General features: G+C 52.7%; 12 protein-coding genes. 7 read left to right on the forward strand and 5 right to left on the reverse strand.

Annotated features, from left to right (window positions below; all coding sequences use genetic code 11):
• Positions 1-43: 43 nt before the first annotated feature.
• Positions 44-655, forward strand: coding sequence for a potassium-transporting ATPase subunit KdpC (kdpC, locus tag AC50YG_RS18045; protein ID WP_494828790.1), 612 nt, complete (start codon positions 44-46; stop codon positions 653-655).
• 19 nt (positions 656-674) lie between these two features.
• Positions 675-3,041 carry a histidine kinase gene (locus AC50YG_RS18050; RefSeq protein WP_494828332.1) on the forward strand — a complete coding sequence of 789 codons (2,367 nt, stop codon included), beginning with the start codon at positions 675-677 and terminating at the stop codon, positions 3,039-3,041.
• A 97-nt stretch (positions 3,042-3,138) separates the two neighbouring features.
• Here AC50YG_RS18050 and AC50YG_RS18055 read toward each other — a convergent pair whose 3' ends face one another.
• On the reverse strand, positions 3,139-3,810 hold the full coding sequence (locus AC50YG_RS18055; RefSeq protein WP_494828334.1) for a pectate lyase: 672 nt from the start codon (positions 3,808-3,810) through the stop codon (positions 3,139-3,141).
• A gap of 282 nt (positions 3,811-4,092) precedes the next feature.
• On the opposite strand from AC50YG_RS18055, the gene AC50YG_RS18060 reads away from it, so the two are divergent.
• On the forward strand, positions 4,093-4,890 hold the full coding sequence (locus AC50YG_RS18060) for a formate/nitrite transporter family protein (RefSeq protein WP_341280014.1): 798 nt from the start codon (positions 4,093-4,095) through the stop codon (positions 4,888-4,890).
• A gap of 29 nt (positions 4,891-4,919) precedes the next feature.
• Positions 4,920-5,843, forward strand: a complete 924-nt coding sequence (locus AC50YG_RS18065) for an L-lactate dehydrogenase (protein ID WP_341280015.1) — start codon at positions 4,920-4,922, stop codon at positions 5,841-5,843.
• A 354-nt stretch (positions 5,844-6,197) separates the two neighbouring features.
• Here the strand turns inward: AC50YG_RS18065 and AC50YG_RS18070 are convergent, their stop codons facing one another.
• The 3 genes from AC50YG_RS18070 to ggt are packed head-to-tail and all read right to left on the reverse strand — an operon-like array spanning position 6,198 to position 10,044.
• A complete protein-coding gene (locus tag AC50YG_RS18070; protein WP_494828337.1) occupies positions 6,198-7,115 on the reverse strand; it encodes a fumarylacetoacetate hydrolase family protein in 918 nt (305 codons plus the stop codon).
• Entirely contained in the window at positions 7,116-8,543 is a 1,428-nt protein-coding gene (locus tag AC50YG_RS18075; RefSeq protein ID WP_494828339.1) for an amidase, read from the reverse strand.
• Positions 8,464-10,044: a gamma-glutamyltransferase gene (gene ggt / locus AC50YG_RS18080; protein ID WP_494828341.1), complete on the reverse strand. Its 1,581-nt coding sequence runs from the start codon at positions 10,042-10,044 to the stop codon at positions 8,464-8,466. Before ggt ends, AC50YG_RS18075 begins: the two co-directional genes overlap by 80 nt.
• A gap of 226 nt (positions 10,045-10,270) precedes the next feature.
• Here ggt and chrS point away from each other — a divergent pair, with 226 nt between their 5' ends.
• From chrS to chrA, 3 genes are read left to right on the forward strand one after another with little or no spacing between them, the layout of a single operon-like run.
• Positions 10,271-10,753 (forward strand): chromate efflux transcriptional regulator ChrS, encoded by a 483-nt coding sequence (chrS, locus tag AC50YG_RS18085; protein WP_473757233.1) that lies wholly within the window; start codon positions 10,271-10,273, stop codon positions 10,751-10,753.
• 2 nt (positions 10,754-10,755) lie between these two features.
• Positions 10,756-11,376, forward strand: coding sequence for a chromate efflux transporter ChrB (gene chrB, locus AC50YG_RS18090; protein WP_341280020.1), 621 nt, complete (start codon positions 10,756-10,758; stop codon positions 11,374-11,376).
• A gap of 12 nt (positions 11,377-11,388) precedes the next feature.
• The gene (gene chrA, locus AC50YG_RS18095) at positions 11,389-11,931 is read left to right on the forward strand and encodes a chromate efflux transporter ChrA (protein ID WP_473757237.1); all 543 of its coding nucleotides are present in this window, start codon (positions 11,389-11,391) and stop codon (positions 11,929-11,931) included.
• Between the two features lie 108 nt (positions 11,932-12,039).
• On the opposite strand, the gene AC50YG_RS18100 is transcribed toward chrA, so the two are convergent.
• Positions 12,040-12,567, reverse strand: a complete 528-nt coding sequence (locus AC50YG_RS18100; RefSeq protein WP_494828344.1) for a phage tail protein — start codon at positions 12,565-12,567, stop codon at positions 12,040-12,042.
• Positions 12,568-12,592: the final 25 nt, after the last annotated feature.

Here is a 12,592-nt window from a genome sequence, read left to right on the forward strand (position 1 = left end):
TGCTATGCATGCTATTTTAAAAAGAAAACGTCCATTGCCATCTATGTCATCTGCTTCTTCTTTATCAGCGGGGCCCTCTTCCTTCTCCGTAATCGGGGTATCGCTGCGCGCCAGCCTGCTTTTCCTGCTTCTTTGCGGTGTCGTGTATCCGCTTGTGAGCACGGGAGCCGCGCAGCTGCTGTTCCCAGCTCAGGCAAATGGCAGCCTGCTCAAGGATAGCACAGGCAGCGTCGTTGGTTCGTCGCTGATCGGTCAGCCTTTCAGCGATCAGCGCTATTTTCAGGGGCGGGTATCGAGCATAGATTATAAGGCGGAAGCCTCCGGCTCTAATAACTATGCCCCCTCCAATCCGGAGCTGCTAGAGCGCATGAAAGCATCTATCGCCCAGTGGCAGCAGGATAATCCGGGCGTTCCGCTGGAGCAGCTGCCCGTAGCGTTAATCAGCAACTCCGGCTCTGGGCTTGACCCGGATATTACCCCGCAGTCGGCGCTCGTGCAGGTGCCAAGGATCAGCAGGCTGACAGGCCTGCCCACTTCCGAGCTGGAAGCACTTGTTAAAAAGCATACGAAAGGCCGCGCGCTCGGCCTCTTCGGTGACCAACGCATCAATGTGTTGGAGTTGAATTTGGCTTTATCCACACGAATCGGCAAATAAAAGAGAAGGCGGGAGCAGGATGCCACCGTATCAACGCAAGACGCCGGAGGAGATATTGGCTTCTATCTCCCGGCTGCATAAAGGACGCCTGAAAATCATCATCGGCTCGGTCGCGGGCTCCGGAAAAACGTATCATCTGCTGCAGGAAGGCAGGCTGCTGAAGCAGCAGGGCATTGATGTCGTCCTTTGCGTATTAACGCCGAATCCGCTTACGGATAGGAATCAAACGGTGCTTGAGTCCGAGCTGGAGCAGGTCCCCAGCATTAAGTGGCAGCGCGATGGCAAGGAGCAGCAGGATTTGCCGCTGGAGGCGCTGCTTGCCCGCAACCCGGAGGTCGTGCTCGTCGATGGCCTCGCCCATCGCAACCGTATGTGCGCCCGCTTCCAGACGCGACTGGAGGACATTCAATATTTGCTGGAGCATGGCATCAGCATCATTACGACGATTAACGTGTACGAGCTTGAGGGCGAGGACGGGGTTATTTTCAAAATGACGGGCATTCGCGCGGAGGAGACGGTCCCGGCGGATACGCTGGAATGGGCCGATGAGGTTCGCCTCATTGATGTATCTCCTGAGACGATGCTGAGCCGGATGGAAGAGGGGCTGCTCGGCAGCCCTCTCCATCCGGCTATGCGGCTGCGCGGCAATCTGGCTGTCCTGCGCGAAGTCGCGCTCTGCCTCATGGCAGATGGTGTTCACGAAACGCTGGAAAAACATCGCGAAGCGCTGGGCTTAAGCGGCCCGTCAGGAGTTGCCGAGCGGATTGTCGTTTCGGCGCAATATCACTTCAATGGCTCCCTATATGTGCGCCGAGGCCAGCAAATTGCCAAGCGGCTGCACGGCGAGCTCGCCGTCGTCACCTTTCGGCTGCCGGGCCGCAGCCTGCTGAGGGAGCAGCAAACGATCAAACGCTCGATGCAAAAGCTGGTGGCGAAAGTCGGCGGCACGTTCGAGGAGCTCCCTCTAACGCATGCGCGCAAGCTACCCTCCGCACTTGTAGAATATGCAACGCGGCAGCATGCAACGCGCATTGTGATGGGCCATTCCAAGAAAAAAGCACGGCAGGAGCGTTTGCAAGGCTCCATCGTCAACCGCGTGCTCCGAAAAATACGGAACATCGACGTGTTTGTGATGACGGATCGGGCGGAGCATGAGGGAGAACGAATTTTGCCCGTTAAAACCCGCTGGGGCGGGCAGGAGGCGCTTTTTCACCGGCTGAATACCCGCGAAATAGAGGAACAAGCGCAGCTCATGCGCCAGGGTACGTTCAAAATTTATATCGGTGCCGCTCCCGGCGTCGGGAAAACGTACAAAATGCTCCAGGAAGGCAACATTCTTAAGCGCAAAGGCGTGGATGTCGTCATCGGCTGGCTGGAAACGCATGGACGCAAGGAAACGGCGGAGCAGGTCGGCGGCTTGTCGATTTTGCCCCGAGCAGCTATTCCCTACGGGACAGTCAGGCTTGAGGAAATGGACACAGCGGCTCTTATCGCTCGCCGCCCCGAGGTTGTGCTTGTCGATGAGCTTGCCCATACGAATGTGCCGGGAAGTAGGCTTAAGAAAAGGTACGAAGATATTTTGCTGCTGCTGGAAAACGGGATTTCCGTTATTTCCACCGTCAACGTGCAGCATGTTGAAAGCTTGAATGATGCGGTTGAGCAGCTGACTGGTGTACGGGTGAGAGAAACGGTGCCGGATGCGATTTTACAAATGGCTACTGAAATTGAGCTAATTGACGTTACGCCCCAAATGCTGGCGCAGCGCATGCGTGAAGGTAAAATTTACAGGCTGGAAAAGGTTGAGCAGGCGCTGGGCTCTTTTTTCAAAATCGGAAATTTGATTGCCTTGCGGGAGCTGGCACTGCGCGAAATTGCAGATGATGTTGATGAACGGCTGGAGTCATGGAAACGCGGACCTTCGCTTCGAGGACCTTGGCGCAAGCGCGAGGTGATTTTTGTATGCATCGATTTGGGTGATCAGGCGGAAAGGCTTATTCGCCGCGGCTTTCGCATCGCTCACCGCTTGAAGGCAGAATGGCATGTCCACTATGTGCACAGCAGGAAGATCCAGCAAACCGAGACGCAGCAAAAGCGGCTCCAAACACTACGGCAGCTATGCGAGCGGCTTGGAGGTCAACTAGCCGTAAGTGTTGCGAACAAACGCCAAGAGATTAGCGGGATTTTGCTGCAAAAAATGAACGCCCTGCAAGCAACTCAGCTCATTATTGGGCAGTCGCGCAGGAAGCCGTGGCAGATGCTCTTCCGCCAAACGATTGTGCATGATATGCTGCGCTCCGCCCGGCATATAGATATGTTAATTGTTGCTAAATGGGAAACAGAGCCCATGCCGCCTAATCTCGGCACAGACCCTGTTAAAGATGTATAAACAGGCTTACTTACGGGGGGCGGTCATCTTTTCGAGCTGATGGAGCGTTGCAGCAGCCTTAAGCCGGCTGCAACAACGCTCCAGCTGAAAGGAGTTCCTAATAAGCCGTGTTTCCAGATTGGCTGGTTTTGCCGGAAGCAAAGCCTTTGAACAGCGTTGGTACGTTGGAATAACGCGTATTAGTGATTTTGCCCGTTGTCGAGCTGCTGTCGGTGCGCAAAATTGAATCCTTTACCTTGGAAATATCGCTATTTGATACATTCATGGATACCGCATAGGATGTGCCGCCATTTTGACGAACGAGCTTGCCGATGTCATTGGCCTTGAAATTTTTAATATTAATTGTGCCGGATGCATTCATTTGAAACACCTTGTCATAGGCTTTGTATGCGCCGCCGCCTGTAATATTAACCGTACCGGAAGATTTTAGCGTCAAAGCGTCCTCGCCTACATCCTGCCAAGTCACATTCTCAATATTACAGCTGCCATAGCAGTGAACACCGTCTGCAGCTGGTGCGCCGATAATCACATTTTTCAGCGTTGCTCCTGCTTCCAGACGGAATACTGGCTTCTGGCCCTCAGCCTGGCTGCCATCACCGAGCGTGCTCGGGTTCGCTACAAAAACTTTGCCTTGACCATTGTAGGTTGTATTTTTAGGTACAATAATGGTAGCGTTTACAACTTCAGCCGCCGCTACAGGGGCAGGCTGCACACCAGCAATTGCAATAATAAGGGCCACAGACAATAGAGCACCGATCCATTTTTTCATCGAATAAACTCTCCTTTATTCCATTTAATTTGGTTGTGGTGAAGCCTCATCCTTAAATGCCTCTACTTTTATGCAAATAGATGTGCACCTCCGTTTGCATCTACCAAAAGACTACCTAATTTTTGCCATTACAGGAATAATCATTAGCTCAGTAGTTGTCCAAATGGCCCAAAATCCCTTATTCTGTAACAATTTGCGCAGTAACCTGTGATGAATGTCACAATCGATTGCGCCTCTCTGTGTTATTCTAACCTCAGTAAGCAGCAAGAGGAGTGATGGCTCATGGAAACAGAAGCGCTACGCAAAGTCGAGCAGCTCGCACAGAAGAAGCATATGATTTTTAAGCAAAGCCGCATTCGCTATATTTCCAGGTCCATGCTCGCCAGCATGTTCATCGGCTTTGGCGTTATCGTCGCCTTCAAGACGGGTAACTTTTTTTACGCCGAGCATTCTCCACTCGCTTATCCGATGGCCGCGCTTACGTTCGGAGCTGCTATTATTCTCATCGCATACGGTGGCGGCGACTTGTTTACCGGCAATACGTTTTATTATTCGTTTACCGCTCTCCGGCGTAAGCTCAAATGGACCGACGCTATCAAAATGTGGCTGACAAGCTACGGTGGCAACCTGCTAGGCGCAGCCGTGTTCGCGCTGCTCATTATGACAACCGGACTGTTCGACAGCGAGAAGGTCAATACGTTCCTGCTCAGCGTGGTCGAAGCAAAAATGCATACGTCGTCAATGGAGCTGTTTTTCCGGGCGATTTTATGTAACTGGCTTGTCTGTCTCGCCTTTTTCATTCCGATGGGCATGAAGCATGACGGGGCAAAAATGTTTTCGATGATGCTGTTCGTCTTCTGCTTCTTTATTTCGGGCTACGAGCATAGCATTGCCAACATGTGCACCTTCGCCATCGCACTAGTCGTCGACCACCCAGACACGATTACTTACGGCGGCGTCATTCACAATCTTGTGCCTGTCACACTCGGCAATCTGATTGGCGGCGGCGTTTTAATGGCATATATGTATTATTTCGTTAACAAGCCTTATTTCGACAAAGAGGATCACACGCAAGAGTAAGCACACCATTAGACGGGGAGAGATCGGATATGAAAAAATCAAGAATTGTTGTCATTGGCGCTGGGGCTGTAGGCTCGACAACCGCCTATACGCTTCTGCTTCGCAACCGCATGGATGAGCTGGTGCTCATTGATGCCAATGAGAAAAAAGCGATCGGCGATGCGCTCGACATGAACCACGGCATGCCGTTCCTTGGCGGCACGAAGGTATGGGCAGGCACTTACGAGGACTGCAAAGGCGCGGACATCATTATTATTACAGCGGGTGTAGCGCAGCGTCCGGGCGAAGAGCGCATTCAGCTGCTGAAGCGCAACGTTGCGATTTTCGACCAAATTATTGATGAAGTCTTGAAATATAATGACGATGGCATTCTGCTGATTGCTTCGAACCCCGTAGACGTCATGAGCTACTTCTCCCTGCGAAAATCACGCTGGCCCGTTAACCGCGTCATCGGTTCGGGTACCCTGCTCGACAGTGCGCGCTTCCGCTATCTGATTGGCGAAGAGCTGAACATTGATCCGCGCAGCGTCCACGCGCCGATTATCGGGGAGCATGGCGATTCCGAGCTGCCGGTATGGAGCCTGTCGAACGTTGCGGGTACGGAGCTTGGACTGAACGACGAGCAGAAGGACCGGATCTTCACCGGCACACGCGATGCCGCTTACCAAATTATCGAAGCAAAAGGCGCAACGTATTACGCCATCGCTTTGGCGCTTGACCGCATCTGCACCGCTATTCTGCAGGATGAAGGCGCTGTGCTGAACGTATCAACCCTGCTCGACAACTACCTCGGCGTATCCGATGTGTACATCGGCGTTCCATGTGTCGTTGACCGCACCGGTATCCGCAACGTTCTGGAGCTAACGCTGTCCGACGAAGAAACGGCGCTGTTCCAGAAGTCGGCAAACAAGCTGAAAGGCTTGATTGAGTCGATTCGGGATGAGATGGCATAAATTTCTCCTTAATACGCAACACCAGACCATGTGTTTAAAAATAGCTACTTAGCAAAGAAACCGATATCTCTTTTTGAAAAAGAGGTATCGGCTTCTTTGTTTTCTATTGAATGATGTGCTCATTTATTTCTTAACTTATGCCTTACTGCTAATCCTGACCGTCGTTGTTGCCGCATCCCATTTCAATTCATCCTCCTTCAAACCGGATTTTCACTCCCACCTTAAGGCTAAATTACGAAGGTTAAGTAAATCTTAGATGAAATGGAAGGTTTGCTGAAAGTTTCAGAGGTTGTGCACAAAAAGAAAAACACAAGCAGCCGCTCTGCTTATGTTTTTAGGAATGCCAAAGCCTCTTCAGTCCAGATCGGGTCGAACCGGGATCGGCTGGGCTGGGTGAAAAAACGGCATGCCCGCCTTAACCGGATGCAGCAGCGGCTCAAAGCCGGGAATTCGCGCCTCGATGACGTCGCCATCGCGAAGGACGACTGCGCCAGGCGTCCCGGTCAAAATGACATCCCCGGGAAGCAGCGTCATCACCTGCGAATGAAAGGCGATGAGGTAGGCTGGCTGGTAAATCATATTAGCCAGCACATTGCGATGGGCAAGCTCGCCATTGTGCCAGGTTTCCACTGCCAGCTGAGGCAAATCCGCGAATTCATCACGCGTAATCAGCTCCGAGCCTAAGCCAAAAAAGGTATCGAAGCTTTTGGCCCGCGTCAGAAAACGCTGATGCTTGGCATGAATATCCGCAGCCGTTACATCGACGGATACGGCAAAACCTGCTACGAAGTCCAGCGCCTCGGCTTCGGTTATGTTTTTGCAAGTACGTCCAATAATGAGCGCCAGCTCAGCCTCCGCCGTTACATGCTCCGTCTGCTGGGCAGGCAGCTCGATCGCCATATTCGGACCGATAAGCGACGTATCCGGCTTCATAAAACTGACGGGATCGGCTTCAGCGAATAATTTCTCGCGCTCAACCGTTTCTTTTACATAATTCATGCCAATACCCCAAATTTTGCGGGGATGGCGATATAATGGCGCAGGCATTATCGCTTCTTTGGGCACAGACTCCATCGCTCCGAGCTTTTCTCGACCGACCCCGCTATACCATGCCGTCAACTCGTCCAGCTGACCATCTTTCAGCAAATCAAACACATTGATGGCCCATTCTGTCTGCTCCAACTGATTAATCGTATGGAGCAGCACATAGCGATCGTCAAGGTTGATGCACGCTTGCTCGATACCCTCGTAATGGATCGTTACCAGCTTCATCTATGTTGCTACCTCCCCTTCATTTCCGCTGCTAGGTCTCCAGCTTCGTTCCCATAAATTCGCATGCTGGTCTATCCATCGCAGCAGCTTCAAATCCTGCCCTGCACCTGCAATAATGGATAAGCCAATGGGTGCACCGTCCACCTCGCCAACCGGAATCGTCACCTGCGGCAAGCCCGACAAGCCGGCTATACAGCAAAGCTGCATCGTTAAGGCACGCTGCTTGTCTGCCGCATCTCCGCTAATGTCGCGGTCTGGCGCCGTTCCGGGAATGGTTGGGATGAAGAGCAGGCTATCCGTACCGAGCAGCTCATGCAGCTTGGTACGAATACTGCTCCGCTCCTCTACCTTTTCCTCGCTATCTTCGCTCTGCAAGGTGCTCGCCCAGCGAAATCGCTGCGCTATACCCGGGCCAAAAGCAGGCTGCTCGCGCGTAATCCACTCGCCATGCGACTGCCAAATTTCCAGCCCTTGAATGGTGCGGAATACTTCCAGCCACTGCTCCAGTCCTTCAGGGGCTAGCGTCAGCCGCTCGGCACTTGCCATAGCTGGCTCCAGTTCAGCAACGAGCTGTCTCAGCTGAACAGCACTGGCAGATTCCGCCTTGCTCCATGCGTCTTCTCCGATCAGCAAGCGGCTGAACGGCAATACGTCCGCTGCATCGATTGTTTCCGTTGTGTCCGCAGCGAGCAGCAGCTCGCCAACCTTCAGCAGCAGCGCACTGCCTTGCGCCATCCAGCCTACCGTATCAAAGCTCGGAGCCAGGGGAATGACGCCATCCATCGCAACTGCGCCATGCGTCGGCCTAAAGCCATATACGCCGCAGTAGGCAGAGGGCACGCGAACCGAACCGCCCGTATCCGTTCCGAGCGCAAAATCCACCGCCCCCGCTGCTACGGCCACGGCGGAACCACTGGACGAGCCGCCTGGTATGCGGTCTGGCGAAGCTGGATTAATCGGTGTGCCGTAATGGGCGTTCTGCCCATTGATGCTGTACATCAGCTCATCGGTATGGGCTGCTCCGGTCAGTGTCGCTCCGGCAGCAAGCAGTCTTTCAATCGATGAGGCGGTATAATCCGCTGCTTCGTGCGTGCGCAGCCAGTCAGGGTTGCCAGCGCTGCTGGCATGCCCTTTTATCGCGAACACATCCTTAACCGCAAAGCGAAGGCCGTCTAGAATGCCCTTATGAGTTGCTGGAAGCGTGAGCTCCGGCTTTATAAAGGCGTGATACGTATCGTTTATTTTATGCTGCATGATTGCTGCCTCTCCTGTTCTGCCGCGATTCTGCCGCTGTTCTAGCGATACGGCCCATTTCTGTATCATTGATTCTGTATCATTAACTACCTGCCTACCAGCCGATAGCCGCGCCATCACTGCGTGGATCGGCTCCGCCGCTAATGACCCCATCCGGACTAATCGTAATGGCATGGGCATGGCCCATAATGCCATCGAACGCCTTCATGCGGCGAACATCATGTCCAGCTTTCTCAAGCTGTGCAATAACCTCGCCTGCCATGCGACTTTCTACTTTCAGTTCCTGCGTTTGCGTCCCCCATGTGCGGCCCCATACCCAGCGGGGCTCATCCACCGCCTGCTGCGGATTCATGCCAAAATCAATCATCCGCGTAAGTATTGCCACCTGCGTCTGGGGCTGACCTTCGCCACCCTGTGTGCCGAACAGATGGCTTGGCTTGCCGTTCAGGCATGCCATAGCCGGCATCAGCGTATGGAAAGTCCGCTTGTGCGGCTCCAAACGGTTCACGTGCTGGGGCTCCAGCGAGAAGAAGGACCCTCTATTTTGCAGCAAGATGCCGGTATCCCCCGCTACAACACCCGAGCCAAACTCAAAATACAAGCTCTGAATGAAGGAAACCGTGTTGCCCTCTTCGTCCACTACCGCCGCATAGGCCGTATCATTGCCGACAGGCTTCGTATCGATAGAGCAGGCCTCATCCAGCTTAATAGAAGCTGCAAGCTCCTTTGCATAGGTAGAGCTCAGCAGGCGCTCAAGCGGAATTTCCGCAAAAGCAGGGTCCGTCAAATATAAATTGCGGTCGCGGAAGCCCAGCTTAAGCGCCTCAATCATGAGGTGGTAATACGTGTATGAGCCATGCCCGTAGCTTTTCAGATCATAGTTCTCCAACATTTGCAGCGCCATTAGCGCCACAAAGCCTTGTGAGTTTGGCGGCACCTGATACACCTCATGTCCCCGATAGGAGCCCATAAGCGGTGTTACCCACTCACCCGAATGCTCGGCAAAATCCTCCTTGGTCAGCAGCCCGCCGCTGCCTTGTAAATAAGACGCGATCCGCTCCGCAATATCGCCTTTATAGAAAGCATCGCGCCCATGCTCCGCAATGGCGCGAAGACTCGCCGCGAGGTCGCGCTGCACAAAGCGCTCCCCCGCCTGCACTGCGTACCCTTGCGGCAAATATACCGCTGCTGTTGCTGGAACTTGTGCCAGCATCTCCGCATGCTGCACCGTATTTTCATATTGGTCCGGCGACATCGGAAAGCCGTCCTCTGCATAACCAATGGCAATGCCGAGCACCTGCGCAAAAGGCAGACGTCCATATTGGCTGTGCACGGCATGCCAGCCGTCAACCATGCCCGGAACCGTAATGGCGCTGCGCGGCCCGCGGACCGGAATCGCAGCTTCGCCAGCATAAGCTTCGCGCGTCGCGAGGCTACCTGATCGGCCGCTGGCATTATAGGCTTTCACCTGATGCTCCTTATGTGCGTAAGTGAGCCAAAACGAGTCGCCGCCCAGTCCTGTCATATGCGGGTAGACAACAGCCAGACAAGCGCTGACCGCAACGGCAGCATCAAAGGCATTGCCGCCCTGTTCTAGTATTCGCGCCCCTGCTGCCGAAGCAAGATGATGCGGGCTTACAACCATGGCCTTCGTGCCGGTTATCGGCTTGTTCATGCGATCTCATCCTTTTGAGTCAAGTTATCTGACATACTCTATTGAGTATTAAAGTAACATGGCGGCTCGGCTAGTGGCAACTAGAAAATTCTTTTTGCCCAATATCAGCAAAATTTATATTGATAAGGAACGAATTTGGTTATATATTTATTCGTATCGTAATCTAATCAAACTTATAACATACGTTTTGACATTTTAGCTCAATAGAGCAAAAGGAGCTTTTCACATGCAATCCAAAATGCCGCCCGCCCAAGCGGAGCACGCCATTGACGATATTGATCGTAAAATCATCGCCGCCCTGCATATTAACGGGAGAATATCTTACACCGATTTAGCCAAGGATATCGGCCTATCACGCGTAGCGGTGCAAGCCAGAATCAATACCCTGCTGGAGCATGGCGTCATTGAACGCTTCACAGCTGTCATTAATCCGGAGAAGATTGGCGTGACGGTATCGGCTTTTTTCAATGTCGAGGTGGAGCCTAAATTTCTGCATGAAGTAGCAGATCGCTTATCCGAGGAGCCTGTCGTCACCAGTCTGTATCACATGACAGGCCCCAGCAAGCTGCATATGCATGGCCTGTTCACCAGCAATCAGGAAATGGAATTATTTTTGAAGGAAAAACTGTATCCGCTGCCCGGCATCATGAGCGTCGATTGCCAGGTTTTAATCAATCGCTATAAAAGTAGAATGGGAATGAGGCTGTAAACATGGAGACGACAACAAGCACCAAGGCTTATGGACAGCTTTCCTGGGCGATGTTTAAAACCGGCATTTTCGGCTTTGGCGGCGGCCCTTCCGTTATTCCATTAATTCGACATGAGGCTGTGACTCGCTATGATTGGATTAACGATGAGGAGTTTGGCGAAATTTTGGCGCTGGCCAATGCTTTGCCCGGACCGATTGCGACCAAAATGGCTGCTTATCTCGGCTATCGGCTGCAAGGCTGGCTGGGCGCGCTCGCCGCTGTACTTGCTCATATTTTGCCTTCGGCTATCGCGATGATCGCCTTGCTTTCCGCTGTACAAATTCTAAGCGGCTCCGCTGTTGTGCAGGGCATGATCGCTGCGGTCATACCCGTTATTGCGGTCATGCTTGGCGTGATGGCTTATGAGTTCGGCAACCGTGCGGTAAAGGGACTGGGCTGGGTAGCTGGACTAATCAGCTGTGCGCTCGCTTTTCTTCTCCTGCAGGTTGTGAATATTCAGGACGCGGTCGTTATTGCCGCCTTCCTCCTCTATGGAGCGATGCATTTCAAAGCTGCCGCATGGGTGAAGAAGTGGAAAAACAATCGGCGCGATAAAGGCAATAATACGAGCGCGAGCGCATAAGGAGCAGACACTATGGATTGGTTAGATTTAATTATTGGTTTTTTTCTGGCAAATATTTTAGGCTATGGCGGCGGCCCTGCTTCCATTCCGCTTATGTATCATGAGATTGTGGATCGTTACCAGTGGTCAACCGATGCTGAATTTTCAAACATACTTGCGCTTGGCAATGCCCTTCCCGGGCCGATTGCTACCAAAATTGCCGCATTTGTCGGATACGATGTATTCGGCATTCCGGGCATGGCAATCGCGCTTGCAGCAACGATTATCCCTTCGGCTGTGGCGCTGATTTTTCTGCTCAAGCTGCTGCAAAAGCATCGCCAGTCTCCCATCGTCAAAGGCATGACGCTGCTCGTTCAGCCCGTTGTCGCCATCATGATGCTGCTGCTCACATGGCAAATGGCAAGCACGGCCGTACAATCCGCCGGCCTCTGGCAGACACTCGCCATCGCTGCCGTCGCCTATTGGGCGATGGAGCGCAAGAAGATCCATCCAGCGATTGTCATCTGCGTAGCCTTCGCTTACGGCGGCATTGTGCTTTCGCAGACAATGGCTTAAGGGAAGCAGCATGACTCCTTCTGGCATTCATCATGAAAAAGAAGCGGTCCGCACATTCGCCAGCGCGTTTGTGTGGGGCCGCTTCTTTTTCCATTCTATTCTCCGCTACTACTGGTTTTTAACCGGATAAATGCCATCAGTCATACAGATAATGTAATTGATCGCCAAGTATGGCTGCATATTATTGTGCGCTTGAGACCCTCCGCTTGCAGTTATAGCGTTCGGATGCATGCTCGCATCCGGTTGTTCCTCATTATACACACTAACTGTAGTACCGCGCGGTGTAGTCGCCCATATATTATTGGATGAATCCATCGTATTGCCCGTTGTATGAGCATTCAGCTGATGTGTATGATTTGGCATTTCAGAGGTGGTAATCGTTTCTGTCATGCTGCCGCCCTTTTCATAGCACTGCCTCGGAGTCAGACCTGCTCCGCTGCCTTGATGTATCGGTACGAGGCCCCGCAAATCAGGCAGTGTAAAATACGTTTTATTATCCGTGCCAAAAGCACCTCCTAATACCGAGTATAATACTTGATTGTGCGGGAGAGAAACCTGCTGCCCATGACAAAAGGCCCAGCCCTCCGGAGCGTAGTTTCCTGTAAATAAACGAATTTCTCCAATAAAAGCGTCCATGTCAAGCCTCGCTTTCTGATTCTAA

The sequence above is a fragment of the Paenibacillus sp. J31R34 genome (assembly GCF_059383715.1).